Source organism: Streptomyces coeruleorubidus (assembly GCF_028885415.1).
In the GTDB taxonomy this organism is placed as follows: Bacteria; Actinomycetota; Actinomycetes; order Streptomycetales; family Streptomycetaceae; genus Streptomyces; species Streptomyces coeruleorubidus_A.
On sequence record NZ_CP118527.1, the window covers coordinates 6,020,381 to 6,035,531 of the forward strand.

At 71.8% G+C, this 15,151-nt stretch carries 12 protein-coding genes, 1 pseudogene and 1 riboswitch; of the genes and pseudogenes, 7 read left to right on the top strand and 6 right to left on the bottom strand.

The annotated features are described in order from the left end of the window. The first annotated feature begins 110 nt into the window (after positions 1-110). Positions 111-905 carry a class II aldolase/adducin family protein gene (locus PV963_RS28175; protein WP_274818608.1) on the top strand — a complete coding sequence of 265 codons (795 nt, stop codon included), beginning with the start codon at positions 111-113 and terminating at the stop codon, positions 903-905. Positions 906-911: 6 nt separating this feature from the next. Here PV963_RS28175 and PV963_RS28180 read toward each other — a convergent pair. Next, positions 912-1,628: pseudogene (locus tag PV963_RS28180) on the bottom strand (DUF4429 domain-containing protein). Positions 1,629-1,955: 327 nt separating this feature from the next. Between PV963_RS28180 and PV963_RS28185 the strand changes: the two are divergent. Continuing rightward, on the top strand, positions 1,956-3,230 hold the full coding sequence (locus PV963_RS28185; RefSeq protein ID WP_274818609.1) for a hypothetical protein: 1,275 nt from the start codon (positions 1,956-1,958) through the stop codon (positions 3,228-3,230). A 304-nt stretch (positions 3,231-3,534) separates the two neighbouring features. Then, positions 3,535-4,065 (top strand): DoxX family membrane protein, encoded by a 531-nt coding sequence (locus tag PV963_RS28190; RefSeq protein ID WP_274818611.1) that lies wholly within the window; start codon positions 3,535-3,537, stop codon positions 4,063-4,065. Positions 4,066-4,103: 38 nt separating this feature from the next. Here PV963_RS28190 and PV963_RS28195 read toward each other — a convergent pair whose 3' ends face one another. Both PV963_RS28195 and PV963_RS28200 read right to left on the bottom strand, forming a co-directional pair. Beyond that, the gene (locus PV963_RS28195; RefSeq protein WP_274818613.1) at positions 4,104-4,346 is read right to left on the bottom strand and encodes a hypothetical protein; all 243 of its coding nucleotides are present in this window, start codon (positions 4,344-4,346) and stop codon (positions 4,104-4,106) included. Beyond that, complete coding sequence (locus PV963_RS28200) at positions 4,333-5,820, bottom strand: PspC domain-containing protein (RefSeq protein WP_274818615.1); 1,488 nt, start codon at positions 5,818-5,820, stop codon at positions 4,333-4,335. The genes PV963_RS28195 and PV963_RS28200 overlap by 14 nt, the downstream gene beginning before the upstream one ends. A 177-nt stretch (positions 5,821-5,997) precedes the next feature. Here PV963_RS28200 and PV963_RS28205 point away from each other — a divergent pair, with 177 nt between their 5' ends. Further along, positions 5,998-7,290, top strand: coding sequence for an ATP-binding protein (locus tag PV963_RS28205; protein ID WP_274818616.1), 1,293 nt, complete (start codon positions 5,998-6,000; stop codon positions 7,288-7,290). Further along, entirely contained in the window at positions 7,287-8,027 is a 741-nt protein-coding gene (locus tag PV963_RS28210) for a LuxR C-terminal-related transcriptional regulator (RefSeq protein WP_274818618.1), read from the top strand. The genes PV963_RS28205 and PV963_RS28210 overlap by 4 nt, the downstream gene beginning before the upstream one ends. A gap of 12 nt (positions 8,028-8,039) precedes the next feature. Here PV963_RS28210 and PV963_RS28215 read toward each other — a convergent pair whose 3' ends face one another. Beyond that, positions 8,040-9,107: a C40 family peptidase gene (locus PV963_RS28215; protein WP_274818620.1), complete on the bottom strand. Its 1,068-nt coding sequence runs from the start codon at positions 9,105-9,107 to the stop codon at positions 8,040-8,042. 423 nt (positions 9,108-9,530) lie between these two features. On the opposite strand from PV963_RS28215, the gene PV963_RS28220 reads away from it, so the two are divergent. Then, positions 9,531-9,884 carry a hypothetical protein gene (locus PV963_RS28220; protein WP_010036449.1) on the top strand — a complete coding sequence of 118 codons (354 nt, stop codon included), beginning with the start codon at positions 9,531-9,533 and terminating at the stop codon, positions 9,882-9,884. On the opposite strand, the gene PV963_RS28225 is transcribed toward PV963_RS28220, so the two are convergent. After that, positions 9,862-10,875, bottom strand: a complete 1,014-nt coding sequence (locus PV963_RS28225; RefSeq protein ID WP_274818621.1) for a hypothetical protein — start codon at positions 10,873-10,875, stop codon at positions 9,862-9,864. The genes PV963_RS28220 and PV963_RS28225 overlap by 23 nt on opposite strands. Before the next feature lie 111 nt (positions 10,876-10,986). Beyond that, positions 10,987-12,156, bottom strand: a complete 1,170-nt coding sequence (locus tag PV963_RS28230) for a C40 family peptidase (RefSeq protein WP_274818623.1) — start codon at positions 12,154-12,156, stop codon at positions 10,987-10,989. A gap of 8 nt (positions 12,157-12,164) precedes the next feature. Beyond that, a riboswitch (cyclic di-AMP (ydaO/yuaA leader) is annotated at positions 12,165-12,338 on the bottom strand. 290 nt (positions 12,339-12,628) lie between these two features. On the opposite strand from PV963_RS28230, the gene pcrA reads away from it, so the two are divergent. Beyond that, complete coding sequence (gene pcrA, locus PV963_RS28235; RefSeq protein WP_274818624.1) at positions 12,629-15,109, top strand: DNA helicase PcrA; 2,481 nt, start codon at positions 12,629-12,631, stop codon at positions 15,107-15,109. Positions 15,110-15,151 lie beyond the last annotated feature (42 nt).

Below are 15,151 nucleotides of genomic sequence, written 5' to 3' on the forward strand. Positions count from 1 at the left end.
ACGGGGCGTTCGCCGGGGCACTCGTCTCATCTTTACGAAACGGTTCTGTTCTTCCCCGCCCGACCGGCGGTAGCTTCCGCCCCGTACGTAGAACCAGCGCTGGAGGACCTATGCACGGGCCCACCCCGCCCCTGCCCCTGCCCACCGACCGGCTGCGGTTCGCGATGCCGCCGATGCACGAGTCGGTCGAGGACGAGCGCCGGCACCGCAAGGAACGGCTCGCCGGCGCCCTGCGGATCTTCGGGCGGCTCGGCTACGAGGACGGCGTCTCCGGGCACATCACCGCCCGCGACCCCGAGTACAGCGACTGCTTCTGGGTCAACCCGTTCGGGATGCCCTTCCGGCACGTCACCGTGAGCGACCTGGTCCTCGCCAACCAGGACGGACAGGTCGTCGACGGCGCCTACCACGTCAACCAGGCCGCCTTCACCGTGCACGCCCAGGTCCACGCCGCCCGCCCCGACGTGGTCGCCGTCGCCCACTGCCATTCGGTGCACGGCCGGGCGCTGGCGGCCCTCGGCGAGCTGCTGGAGCCGATCACCCAGGAGAGCTGCGCCTTCTACGAGGACCACGTCCTCTACGACGCCTACACCGGCGTCGCCGTCGATGCCGAGGAGGGGCGGCGCATCGCGGCCACGCTCGGCTCCCGCAAGGCGCTCGTGCTGCGCAACCACGGGCTGCTGACCGTCGGCGACTCGGTGGACGCGGCCGCCTGGTGGTTCGTGTCGATGGAACGGTCCTGCCAGGTGCAGCTGACGGCACAGGCGGCCGGGCGGCCGGCCCGCATCGACCACCGGATGGCGGTGGCGACGCGGGAGCAGTTGGGGGGCGACCTGGTGGCGTGGATCAACTACCAGCCGATGTGGCAGGAGGTCAGCCGGAGTGAGCCGGATCTGCTGAGCTAGGGCCTGTCAGAAGCCGCGGAGCACTGCTGCCTTCGTCATGGCGAACTCCTCGTCGGTGAGCACGCCGTCCCGGTGCAGCTCGCCCAACTCGCGCAGGCGGCGCAGCAGTACGTCGTGGTGGTCGGCGGCCCGGCGCGCCGCGGGCGGTACGGCGGGTGCCGGGCGGGGGCCGTGCGCGTCGGCCTCGTGGTGGTCGGCCTCGTGGTGGCCGGCCGCGGCGCGGGTGGACGGGTGCGGCAGCCGGGCGGTGACCGCCGTCGCGACGAGCGCGGTCAGCAGGTCGCGGCGGGCGCTGCCCCACAGGGGTTAATCGGCCGCTTTTTTCCGCCCGGATCCCCCCGGGGGGTGCCCACCCCTGGCCGGCTCCTTCGGGATCTGGTCGAGAAGCAGCGCGCGGCGGATCTCCTCGGCGACGTACTCCGCGACCCCAGTCCGGTCGGCGTCCACCGCCAGCCGGTACGGATCGGCCGCGTCCGGCAGCCGCCCGCCGGTCGCCTGGAGCAGCGGGTCTGCGCCCTCCCGCAGCCGCAGCCGCAGCCGCAACCGCAGCCGTCCGCGCTTGCGTTCGGGTTCGAGGACGACACCCGAGACCGCCTCCAGCGGCACGGCGATCTCTCCGTACGTCTGCCGGAACAGCGGCACGGAGCGGTGCAGACCGGGCGTGATCCGGATCGTGCTGCCGTCGAAGGCCCAGGTCCCGTCACGCTGGATGATCTCGGCCATTAGGGAATTCTCGCAGCCGGGTCAACAGTGCGCGCCGAAGTTCACCCGTGCTGACCGGACCGGGCGGACGCGGACCGGGTGGTGAAGGGATAATCCGCTGTCGTCGCACGGGAGTTGTACAGCGGTGTTTCCGGGGTCCGGAAGACCGACGGTGGTTGGGTCGCGGGAAGGCGGGCGTCGGGCGTGACGGTGCGCGAGACGGGACAGGGCGGCGCGGACGCGAGTGCGTATGCGGACGCGGGTGCGTATGCGGGGCGGTACACCGATGGGGCCGCGGGTGCGTATGCCGGTGGGTATGCGGGCGGGCACGGCGGTGTGCACGGAGGCATGCACGCGGGTGCGCCCGGAGGTGTGCACGGCGGCGTGCATGGAGGCGTGTGCGCCTGTGGGGACTGTCCGCACGGGGCGCGTGAGGGGCACCGGCGGGCTGTCGCCGCGTTTCTGCGCAGGCGCGAAGAGTTCGCGGCCGGGCAGGGGCTGCCGGCCGCGTTGGCGCACTCCGCCTCGGCTTCCCGCCAGTGGGTCTCGGAGGAACTGGCGCAGTCCGCGGAACTCGTCGCCGAGCGCGGCCGGGCCGAGGGCCAGGCCTGGCTGGCCGGCCTGTGGCGCCGCACGGCGGGCGTGGTGTGGGCGGCCGTCGTGCTGCTGCTGCTCGGGCAGTCCCTCACCGCGGTCGGCGCGGGCTGGACGGCGGCCCGTACGGCCGGGCTGGCCGCCGCGCTGGTGGTCGCCGGGGCGCTGACGGCGGCGTCGTGGTTCCACCGGGCGAAGGGTGGTGCGCTGGCGCCCGTCATCGGTGAGGACAACCGGCTGTCCACCTCCCGTACGGTCGCCGGGGCGTGGGTGCTCTTCGTGGCCTACTCGGTGCTCGTGCTGGCCGGACGGCTGGCGGGTGCCTCCCGGCACGCCGACCGGGACGCGCTGCTCTCCGGGCTGGAACTCGCCCGCGGAGCAGGGGTCGTGACCGTGCTCGCCGTGGTGTGCGGGATCGCCGTCCTCGTGCGGCGGGTGGTCGGGCTGCGGGTGCTGGGGCAGCGGCTCCAGAAGGTGCCTGCCGACCGGCCGCGAGCCGCCGACCTGCTGACCGACGACGCGGGCCGGGGCACCTTCGCCGACATCCAGTACGTCGTGATCAGCGCTGTCGCCCTGGCCTTCGCGGCGGTACGGCTGGCCAGGCGGCCGGACCAGTTGCCGGATCTGCCGTGGGGGCTGGCGGTGGTGGTCCTGGTGTCGGCGGCGACGTACCTGGCCGGCAAGTACGCGGAGGGCGGCCGGCCGGTCATCCTCTCCGTCGTACGGTCGCGGGAGGCGGGGGACCTGGACGGGCCGATCCGCACGGGCGACGACATCGAGATCCGGGGTGCCGGGTTCGTGCCGCCGGGTGCGCAGGGGGCGGACCGGCTGGCCCGCATGGTCGTCCGGGTCGGTGCCGTGCATGTGCACGTCCCGTTGGTGCCGGTGCCCGGGGGTTTCAGCAACCCGACGGACACGCTGCTGACTGTGCCGGTGCCGGCGGATGTGGAGCCGGGGCGGGTCGAGGTGCAGGTGGTGACCGCGGCCGGAGTGGAGACGAACCGGTACGCGGTTGATGTGACGGAGTGAGGGCCGGCTGTATCTGCTTCTGTCTGAGCCTGGGCGGTGGTGGTGGGTCGGGGCCGCGCGTTGACGCGCCAACCGCTGCGGGCAGTCGTGCCGCTTGGGCGGCACGGGTGGGCGCAGCGGTACCCCGTTCCGCCGGGCTGCGGACCCACCCGGCCCCACCACAACCTCCGAGCACCCGGAAACGCCGGGTGCCCGGCTCCCCGGTAACAAAAGCCGCCGCACAGGATTGAGCCGGGCAGGTTTGTCGTACGTATGGTCTGTTGAGGGGGTCTGGGCACCGGCGGGCGAGAGGCGGCTAGCAGCGATGACTCACGGTATGAGAACGGACACGCACACCCCCCACTTCGGCCGGGATGGAGACTGGCGGGACACCGCCGTCCGCTACGCCCTCCTTCCCCTACGGGTCTTCCTCGGTGTCACCTTCATCTACGCCGGCCTGGACAAGCTCACCGACAGCGCCTTCATGAAGGACGCCGGTTCCGGCTCGGTCGGCGACATGATGCGTGCCGTCCGCGACTCCTCCGCCATCCCCGCCCTGGTCGACCTTTCTCTGAAGAGCCCCGTCGGCTTCGGCTACGCCATCGCCTTCGGAGAACTGGCCGTCGGCATCGGCACCCTGCTCGGTCTGCTCGCCCGTCTCGCCGCACTCGGAGGCGCGCTGATCTCCCTCAGCCTGTGGCTGACCGTGAGCTGGGCCTCCGACCCGTACTACTACGGCAACGACCTCGCCTACCTCATGGCCTGGATCCCCCTCGTGCTCGCGGGTGCTCCCCTGCTCTCCGTGGATGCCGCCTTGCGGTCACGGCGACGGGAGAGGGCAGGGGGTTACAGGTAGCGAGCGACAGTGGGCTGAGCGGCGGGCGTCGCCCGTCGTCAGGCGGCCGTGTCCGGGCCGGGCTCGTCGGTGGTGGTACGGCCCGACGTGCGGCGTCGGCGTATACGGCCCGTCAGGAACCCCACCACGCCGGCCAGGCACAGCCCGCCCGTGACGAGGGGTATCGCCGCGAACCACGGGGTCTGCCAGGCGCCGCCCGCGTCACCGGCATAGAGGACGCCCGCCAGGACGAGGACGGTGCCGGCGACCAGCTTCCCGGGTTGGAGTTCATGACGCAGCACGGGCCACCTCCGCCTGTCCCATGCCGACCTGGAGGTCCAGGTCGACGGTGCCCGACCTCTTGACGCCCTGGGCGGGGGAGAGGGTCATCTCCTGGTGCTGGCCCGGCTTCACGTCCACGTCCTTCTTGTCGTCGCCCGGCAGTTGGAGGTCTCCGATACCCACCTCGACGTTCAGCCGCACGGTCACGCCCTCGGGCACGAGCACCTTCACCTGGCCCATGCCGACGTCGGCGCGTGTCGTGACGGTCTGGCCCCGGTCTACCTCCAGCCTCGTCAGGTCCAGCGTGCCGACGCCTGTGCCCAGGTCGTACTGCCGGCGCACGTCCGCCACTGTGGTGGGCTGCCAGGTCGTGCGGGTCCAATGCGTGCCGATGTCCTTGGGCACTGCCGCCGAGCCGGCGAGCAGGCCGGCCGTGATGATCGCCAGGAGGATCGATCCGGCGCCGGTCCGCCCCAGGAAGGCGCTGACCGCTATGCCCAGCCCCAGGACGGCGAGTGCGCAGGACAGGCCGGTCTGCAGACTCGTGCCGAGCGGGTGCCGGTCCCAGGTCAGGCTCGTGCCCAGGGCACCCGCCAGCAGGGCCAGCAGGAAGACCCAGCCGCCGATCCAGCGGGGGCCGCGCGGCTTGGGCGGCCGGGTGTGCGGGGCGGGTATGTCCTCGCGGTCGCGGGACTGGACACCGAGGCTGATGTTGATGGCTGCCGCGACGTCCATGTCGCGGGAGTCGCGGGGGCCCCAGAGATAGCCCGTGCCGCCGATGTGGGTGCCGTCCTTGACGATGGGGTCGCGCCACCAGGAGGGGGACGTGAGGAAGACCGGCGGCGCCTGGGGTTCCGGCGGGGCGTCGGCGACGGCCTGGGCGGCCAGAAGGTCGGGGCTGGGTGCGCCGCGCTGGCGCGACCAGTAACCGGCGCCCGCGAGGAGGAGGGACAGGACGACGGCGAAGGTCAGCACCCCGCCGTTGCGCAGCATGGTCAGGAACACTCCGCAGCCGACCAGCGCGAACAGCACGGCCGTCAGGGCCTGGCCGTCGACGCGGCCGGTCAGCAGCTTGCGCACCTCGTTCTCGTCCTCGTCGTCGTACGAGACGAAGAGCCAGGCGAAGCCGTAGAAGAGGAGGCCGATGCCGCCGGTGGCGGAGAGCACCGCGAGGGTGATCCGGAAGATCACCGGGTCCATGTCGCACTGCCGCCCGAGCCCGGCGCAGACGCCGGCCAGGACCTTGTGGCGGCGGTCGCGCCGGAATCTGTGCGGTGGTCCGGGCGGGATGGCTCCCCCTGCCGGGTCGGTCGCGTCGGGCGAACCTCCACGCTGCTCTCCCGCGTCCGCGTGCCCGTGCGCGCCCGGGGGCGCGGAGGAGCCGGCGGGGGCGGCGTCCGCGGCGGGCGCGGCATCCTGCGGCCCGGCGCCCGGTGCGGGGCGCGGGCCGGAGCCGGGTCCCGGACCCGTCGCGGCGTGGTCGTGATCGGTCATGGGTCCATGGTGACGGGCGCGGCGGTGCGGCGGCAGTCGGAACGACCCTGGCCGGACCCTGATATCGGCCCTGAGGGACGGCTCGGGAAGCGTTCGAGGGCCGGGGTCCGGAGATCAGGGGAGTATCCGGGGTCGACCCTGATGCTCCGGTCTTCCGGCCGTGTGACCATCAATGGCATGTCGGAAGCCGCAGCAGCGCCACTCGCCGAACCGCGGCCGCCGCGCAAGCTCTACCGCAGCAGTGACGGACGCTGGCTCGGTGGTGTGGCGCGGGGGCTCGCCGGACACCTCGGGCTCCCGGTGATCTGGGTACGGCTGGTCTTCGTCGGCCTGTTCATGGCCGACGGCCTCGGTGCGCTGCTGTACGCCGCGTTCTGGTTCTTCGTCCCGCTCGGCGTCGGCGGGGTCGAGGCGCAGAAGCCGCCGTCGCTGGTCTCTTCGGAGACGTCTCCCGACGGCCGACGCAGACTCGTCGCCCGCAGGCCCGACAAGGGCCAGATGGTGGCCCTGCTCCTGATGGTCGTCGTGGCCATGGTGTTCGTGGGCAATGTGAACCTCAGCGGTGCGGCCAGGGCCTATCTGTGGCCGACGGTGCTCGTCGGCGCGGGCGTCGCCCTGGTCTGGCGGCAGGCGGACAACGCCCGCCGGGCCCGCTGGGTCGAGGTCGGCCGCCGCCGGCGCACGGTCACGCTGCTGCGCTCGGTGGGCGGTGTGCTGCTGGTGACGGCCGGCGTCTCCGGCATCTTCGTCCTGCAGGGCTCCGCCGCCCACCTCGGCTCCGTCCTGCAGGCGGCGCTCGCGGTCCTCGTCGGGATAACGCTTCTCGCCGGGCCGTATCTGGTGCGCATGACGCAGGACCTCTCCGAGGAGCGCCTGATGCGCATCCGCGCCCAGGAGCGGGCGGAGGTCGCCGCGCATGTGCACGACTCGGTGCTGCACACCCTCACCCTGATCCAGCGCAACGCGGAGAACGCGAACGAGGTGCGCCGCCTCGCCCGCGCCCAGGAGCGCGACCTGCGCACCTGGCTGTACAAGCCGGAGGGCACCGGCAAGGACGAGGCCGACGAACCCACCACGCTCGCCGACGCCGTGCGGCGCAACGCGGCCGAGGTGGAGGACAAACACGGCGTGCCCATCGAGGTCGTGGTCGTGGGCGACTGCCCGCTCGACGAGAGAATCGCCGCACAGATGCAGGCCGCGCGCGAAGCAATGGTGAACGCCGCCAAGTACGGTGGCGAGGGCGGCGCCGTACAGGTCTACGCCGAGGTCGAGGGCAAGACGGTCTTCGTGTCCGTGCGGGACCGCGGCCCCGGCTTCGACCTCGACTCGATACCCGCCGACCGGATGGGTGTCAGAGAATCGATCATCGGCCGCATGGAGCGCAACGGCGGTACGGCGCGGCTGCGCGCGGTGCCGGACGGCGGCACGGAGGTCGAGCTGGAGATGGAGAGGGCGGAGAAGACGTCATGAGCGACCCGACCGAGGCGAACAGTACGGCGGGATCGGCGGAGGCGGCCGGGCCCGCGGAGTCGGGCGGCGGCCCGGGGCGTCGCGTGCGCGTGGTCCTCGTGGACGACCACCGCATGTTCCGTACCGGGGTCCAGGCCGAGATCGGCCAGACCGAGCAGACCGGTGTCGAGGTCGTCGGCGAGGCAGCGGACGTCGACCAGGCGGTCACGGTCATCACCGCGACCCGGCCCGAGGTGGTCCTCCTCGACGTGCACCTGCCGGGTGGCGGCGGTGTCGAAGTGCTGCGCCGCTGCGCCCCGTTGATGGCCGACGCCGAGCAGCCCGTCCGCTTCCTCGCGCTGTCCGTGTCGGACGCGGCGGAGGACGTGATCGGCGTGATCCGCGGCGGGGCCCGCGGATACGTCACCAAGACGATCACCGGCACGGACCTCGTCGACTCCGTCTTCCGCGTCCAGGAGGGCGACGCGGTCTTCTCCCCGCGGCTGGCCGGGTTCGTCCTCGACGCCTTCGCCTCCACGGACGCGCCGCCGGTCGACGAGGACCTGGACCGCCTCACCCAGCGCGAGCGCGAGGTGCTGCGGCTCATCGCCCGGGGGTACGCGTACAAGGAGATCGCCAAGCAACTGTTCATCTCCGTGAAGACGGTCGAGTCGCATGTCTCGGCGGTCCTCCGCAAGCTCCAGCTCTCCAACCGGCACGAGCTGACGCGGTGGGCGACGGCTCGTCGGCTGGTGTGACGCCGCACCCGGTCAGACCACCCGGGTGGCGCCCGTGAACGGCATCTCGTCGAGCGGGGCGACCCGGACCGGGGCGGAGGGGTTCGGGGCGTGGATCATGCGGCCGTTGCCCACATAGATGCCGACGTGACTGATGCCGGCGTAGAAGAACACCAGGTCACCGGGGAGCAGTTCGGAGCGGGAGACGCGGCGGCCCGCGTCGATCTGGGAGTACGTCGTGCGGGGCAGGGAGACGCCCGCGGAGCGGTACGCGGCCTGGACGAGGCCCGAGCAGTCGAAGGCGTTCGGGCCGGTCGCGCCCCAGACGTAGGGGCTGCCGAGCTTCTGGTAGGCGTAGGACACGGCGGCGGCCGCGCGGGCGTTGGGCGCCTGGGCGGCGGCGGATCCCGGGGCGGCCAGGGTGTCGCGCGGGCCCGTGGAAGAGCGTGAGGCGCGGTCCGTGCCTGGCGCTTCGCCGAGCCCGGAACGTTCCTGCACGCTGAGCCGGGACAGCAGCTGCCGCGCGGAACCCAGCTTGCCGGTGACGGTCTTCTTGTGCCGCTTCAGTTCCGTCTGCCGCGACTTCAGGGACGTCAGCTCGATGTGGGCGGCGCCCCGCAGCTGTTCGATCTCCCTCAGCTGCTTGCGTACGCGTGTGACGGCGGCGTTCTGCCGGTTTCCGGCCCGCTCGACGAACTCGGCGTTCTGGAGGTACCGGTCGGGATCGTCGGACAGGGCGAGCTGGAACGCGGGGTCGAGGCCGCCCACACGGTACTGGGCGGCGGCGACCGAACCCAGTGCCTCGCGGGCGGAGTTGAGCCGTTCCTCCTTGCGTGCCGCCTGGTCCTGGAGGTCCTTCAGCCGCCGTCCGGCCGCCTCGGCCTTCTCCTTCGCGCCGTTGTACTTCTCGGTGGCGACCTCCGCCTCCCGGTACAGCTTGTCCACCTCGGCCTTGACCTGGCCCGGGGTGAGCTGCGGTTCGGCGTGCCCGGTTCCGTCGAAGCCCGTCGCCGTCGCCGCGCCGGCGAAGGCGATCGTGGCGGCCGTACGGGCCTTGCTGCCACCCATCGAGCGCTGTCGGGACTTGCGGTGTGCTGCCAACTGGAGGACACGTCCTTTCCTCGGCCGCCGGTGGGTGCGTACGGCCGCCTGGGGGAGCGGACAGCGGCCTGCGCGCGTCCGGCGACGGCCCGCACAGGGGAAGCGGACCGCCGCCGGACCTTTCGACGGTGGTGTCCGACTGCCGCCCCTGGCCCGGGCGGCGGTGGAGAGCCGGGCACCTGGTGGAGGACGCTAAACCTCGCCGCGGCGGCCCGGGGGCGGGTGCGCGGAAGTGTCCCGAGAGGACCGACGGTGACCGTATGCGACCGCGATCTCGTCTCGCCGCCTTCGGCTTAACTCAGCGTGATGACCGATGCGCCGAATCATGGGCGCGGGACGGCGGGCGGGTGCTATGGGGCGCATATCTGCATCCGACGGGCCGGTGTCGGGGGGCTGGGGAGCGCCTGATTAGGCTCCGGCCTCATGGACGTACTCATCCACCTCTTCGTCGGCCTCCACATCATCGGCATCGCATCCCTCCTGGGCGGTTTCCTCACCCAGATGAAGGCGATGGGCGAGGGCACCGCCCGCTACACCCCCGCGATGCTGCACGGCGCGCTGACGATGCTGGTCACCGGTGTGATCCTGGTCGGTCTCAACCAGGCCGACGACCAGTCCGTGAACAACATCAAGATCGGCGTGAAGCTGGCGCTGCTGATAGTGATCCTCGGCCTGGTCTACGTGAAACGGGACGACGAGAAGGTGGACAAGGGTCTGTTCGGCCTGGTCGGGGCGCTGACCACGGCGAACGTCTTCATCGCCGTTCTCTGGACCTGACCCGGCCGGGCGGGACGTAGGCCCGGGCCGAGGCGACCGCCCAGGCGGTGGCCCCGACCCACGCGGCCACCGCGACCCACAGCAGGACCTCCCCGAGGCCGTCGAGCCAGGAGACGTCGAGGGTGGCGGCGACGGCCAGTGCGGCCGCCGCCGTCTCGGCCCAGGTGAACACGGTCGCCCAGCGGCGGATGTCGGTGCGGGGCCGGGGCCGTAGGAACTCGGCGGCGAGCAGGACGGCGTAGCAGGCCAGGGCGAGCACGAGCAGCACGGCGGTCACATGGCGCAGGACGCCGCGGTCGTCGTCGTTCCACAGGTACAGGCGTGCGCTGTCGGAGCTGATCAGCCGCGCCCCGGCCAGCGCCGAGATGGCGAGCGCCCCGCCCGCGAGCCAGTGGTCGCCGCGCCCCTCGGCCACCTGCCGCACATCGAAACGGGCCAGGGCGAGGGCGTACAGCACGAGCCCGAGCCAGAACAGCACCAGCGCCGCGTGCGCGAGCCAGGCCGCCGACTCGGCCGCGGCGAGCGTGGCGGCGAGCACGGCGAGGCCCTGGGTGGCCATGCAGCGCGCGAACACCGTCCCGGGCCCGCGCCGCTCCCCGTCCTGCGCGGGGAGGGCGAGCGGCAGCGGCCAGAGCAGTGCGGCCAGGACCAGCAGTGCGGCTGCCAGAGACTGCGAGCCGGACGCCGAGAAGCCGGTGCCCAGGACGGCCGTCGCCGCCACGGTGGTGAGGGCGGCCGTCGCCACGGTGTCCAGGAGGCCCGGCACCCCCGCGTACGCCCGCCACCTGGTGCCGGCGAGCAGCAGCCGCAGGGTGAAGTCCGAGGCGAGCATCAGCCAGGCCGCGCAGGCCAGGCCGAGGGCGATTCGGGAGAGGACGTCGTACCCCGCCAGATCCAGACCGACCGACAGGGTGCCGGTCGCCAGCACGGCGGCACTGGCGGACGGCGCTCGCTGCGCCCACCAGGCGGTGGAGGGGGAGGGGCCGGGCATGGGGCCAAGGCTAGGAGGCGCCGCGCGCGTTGCGAGCGGGGCACGCGCGCGTGCGCCTCGAAAACGCGCGAGTACCCCCACGCGCGCGTGCCCTCGTTGACGTACGGGCCCTCAGGCCGGCCGCACCACGCTGTGGATCGACGACTCGCCGTCGTAGTAGATCGACTCCTCGCGCACGTAGGTGCCGGGCTTCGGGGCGTGGATCATCATGCCGTTGCCGATGTAGATGCCGACGTGCGTGATGTCGTCGTAGAAGAAGACCAGGTCACCGGGCTGGGCATCGGCCAGGGAGACCGTGGTGCCGGCGTTGACCTGGTCGTACGTCGTGCGCGGCAGGGTAACGCCCGCGGCCTTCCACGCGGCCTGGGTGAGGCCGGAGCAGTCGTAGGACCCGGGGCCGACGGCGCCCCAGACGTACGGCTTGCCGATCTGGGCGCGGGCGAAGGCGAGCGCCTTCTCGGCCTTGGTGGCGTACGAGGAGTCGGCCGGGGCCGTGGAGGTGGACGAGCCGGAGCCCGCCGACGAGGAGCCGCTGTCCTGCTGCTGGGCGGCCTCCTCCTGCGCCTTCTGCTGCGCGGCCTGCTGCCGGGCCAGCTCTTCGGCCTTGCGGGCGGCCTCCTGCTGCTTCTCCCTCTCGATCGCCGCGAGCCGCGCCTTCTCCTCGGCGGTCAGCTTCGACAGCAGTTCGCGCGCGTCGGCGAGCTTCCTCTGGACGGTCGCCTTGGCCGTCTTCAGGTCGCCCTGCGTCTCGTTGAGCGTCTCGAGGCTCTCGGTGGCCTCCTGGCGCTTCTTCATCGTCTCGGACTGCTGCGTGACGTAGTCGTCGACCGCGACCTTCTGACGGCCGGTCATCCGGTCCATCAGCTGGGTCCGGTCGAAGTAGTCCTGCGGGGTGTCCGCGAGCAGGAACGTCGCCGTGTCCGGGGCGGAGGCGCCGGTGCGGTACTGGGCGGCGGCGAAGGAACCCAGCTTCTCCCGCGCCTCGTTGAGCTTCTGGGTGCGCTGCGCGACGCCGTCGAGGAGGGTGTCGACGCGCTTGCGCTGCTTCGCGGTCTTCTCCTTGGCCGCGTTGTACTTGTCGGTGGCCGACTCGGCCTGGCGGTAGAGGTCGTCGACCTTCTTCTCTACTTCCTCCAGGCTCGGCTTGTCGTCGGCCTCGGGGGCGGCGTTGGCCGACTGGGACAGCAGGGCCACGGACGTGAGGGCCGCCGTTGCGAGGGCGGGGGTCCGTATGCCTGCGACGCGCGTACCCGCGGGACGCGACTTGCGGTGCGACGCCAAGGGAGGCGACTCCTTCCATGCTCCGCCTACCGGGTTAGCTGTCGGGTTCGGGCGGGTACATCGGAAGGGTTGCCCTACGGCCGTCTCCGCAAAGGGAGTCGGGCCGATTCACCCCAGAGTTCTCGGTTGGGTCCCCGGCTCCGGCTGCCGCTAGGGCACACCGGACTCGGCGGAGGCCGCGCGGCCCGGCGACGTTCGCCGGTGGGGGTCGTGCGGCCTGCCCGCACGGTAGCCAACTCGTGTGGCCCTTGTGAAGGTTGATGGGCGATATGCCCGATACATTTTCGTGACCTTACCCGAGAGCGTCGCTGAGGGTCATCGGTGGAGGGGGGTTGGTCATGACTTCGTCATAATCGTGACGGCCATAGCAGGCTGTGATCATGCGGGGATGCAGGGTGACGAGGGGGTCATTTCGGCGATGTTCTCAGGGCGGCGGCGGGCTGTCAGTGGGGCGCCCTAGACTCGGAGAGCGATGAGCAGCCTCTTTGACGACAGCTTCCTGGCGGACCTCCAGGCCCAGCGGGGCCCTGCGGACGAGCCCCCGCCGCCACCCGAGGACGATCACTCTCCGGAGCCGGTTCCGGACGATCTGTTCGGCGGGAAGTTCGACGTGCCGCCGGACCGGGACGCCTACTACCGCGACGGCGCCCCGCGCCCGGTGGTGGACACCGCCGCCCTCCTGGAGGGGCTGAACGACAACCAGCGCGCCGCCGTCGTCCACTCCGGCTCCCCGCTGCTCATCGTGGCCGGCGCCGGCTCCGGCAAGACCCGCGTGCTCACGCACCGCATCGCCCACCTGCTCGCCGAGCGGGGCGTGCACCCGGGCCAGATCCTCGCGATCACCTTCACCAACAAGGCCGCCGGCGAGATGAAGGAGCGCGTCGAGCAGCTCGTCGGCCCGCGGGCGAACGCGATGTGGGTGATGACCTTCCACAGTGCGTGCGTGCGCATCCTGCGGCGGGAGAGCAAGAAGCTCGGCTTCACATCCTCCTTCTCGATCTACGACGCCGCCGACTCCAAGCGCCTGATGGCCCTGGTCTGCCGTGACCTGGACCTCGACCCCAAGCGCTTCCCGCCGAAGTCCTTCAGCGCCAAGATCAGCAACCTGAAGAACGAGCTGATCGACGAGGAGGACTTCGCAGCCCAGGCCTCCGACGGCTTCGAGAAGACCCTCGCCCAGGCCTACGCGATGTACCAGTCGCGGCTGCGCGAGGCGAACGCCCTCGACTTCGACGACCTGATCATGACGACGGTCAACCTGCTCCGCGCCTTCCCGGACGTCGCCGAGCACTACCGCCGCCGCTTCCGCCACGTGCTGGTGGACGAGTACCAGGACACCAACCACGCCCAGTACGCCCTCGTCCGGGAGCTCGTCGGCACCTTTGAGCACTCCGTCGACGTACCGCCGGGCCCGGAGGACGTCCCGCCCGCCGAGCTGTGCGTGGTGGGTGACGCCGACCAGTCGATCTACGCCTTCCGCGGCGCGACGATCCGCAACATCCTCCAGTTCGAGGAGGACTACCCGGACGCGACGACGATCCTGCTGGAGCAGAACTACCGCTCCACCCAGACGATCCTCAGCGCGGCCAACGCGGTCATCGAGCGCAACGAGTCCCGCCGCCCCAAGAACCTGTGGACCAACGCGGGTGCGGGCGCCACGATCACCGGCTACGTCGCCGACACCGAGCACGACGAGGCGCAGTTCGTCGCCGACGAGATAGACCGCCTCACGGACGCCGGCGAGGCGAAGGCCGGCGACGTCGCCGTCTTCTACCGCACCAACGCCCAGTCCCGTGTCTTCGAAGAGGTCTTCATCCGCGTCGGCCTGCCCTACAAGGTCGTCGGCGGCGTCCGCTTCTACGAGCGCAAGGAGGTCCGGGACGTCCTGGCCTACCTGCGCGTGCTGGCCAACCCGGAGGACTCGGTGCCGCTGCGCCGGATCCTCAACGTCCCCAAGCGGGGCATCGGCGACCGAGCCGAGGCGATGATCGACGCCCTCGCCCAGCGGGAGAAGATCAGCTTCCCGCAGGCACTGAAGCGCGTCGACGAGGCGTACGGCATGGCCGCGCGCTCCACCAACGCCGTCAAGCGGTTCAACACGCTGATGGAGGACCTCCGTACGATCGTCGAGTCCGGCGCCGGACCGGCCACGGTGCTGGAGGCCGTCCTGGAACGCACCGGGTACCTCGCCGAGTTGCAGGCCTCCACCGACCCGCAGGACGAGACCCGGATCGAGAACCTCCAGGAACTCGCCGCCGTCGCCATGGAGTTCGAGCAGGAGCGCGGCGAGGACGAGCAGAGCACGCTGTCCGACTTCCTGGAACAGGTCGCACTGGTCGCCGACTCCGACCAGATCCCCGACGAGGAGGACGGCGACGGCGTCATCACGCTGATGACCCTGCACACCGCCAAGGGCCTGGAGTTCCCGGTCGTCTTCCTGACCGGCATGGAGGACGGCGTCTTCCCGCACATGCGCGCCCTCGGCCAGACCAAGGAGCTGGAGGAGGAGCGGCGCCTGGCGTACGTCGGCATCACGCGCGCGCGGGAACGGCTCTATCTGACGCGGTCCACCCTGCGCAGCGCCTGGGGCCAGCCGTCGTACAACCCGCCCTCCCGCTTCCTGGAGGAGATCCCGCCGGCCTACGTGGAGTGGAAGCGGACGGGAGCGACCGCGCCCGCGTCCTCCGGTCCGGTCTCTGGGGTGGCGGCCTCGCTGTCGTCGTCCCGTTCGCGTTCGTCGGCGTCGGGCGCGTCCGGTTTCGCCACGCGCCGGACCTCCGAGAAGCCGGTCGTGTCGCTGGCGGTCGGAGACCGAGTCACGCACGACCAGTTCGGGCTCGGGACCGTCGTGGCGGTGAAGGGCACGGGCGGGAACGCCGAGGCGACCATCGACTTCGGGGACACCAAGCCGAAGCGGCTGCTGCTGCGGTACGCGCCGGTGGAGAAGCTGTAGCCGAATGAGATCAGCCCCCGTTCGCCCGACGGGCGGGGGCTG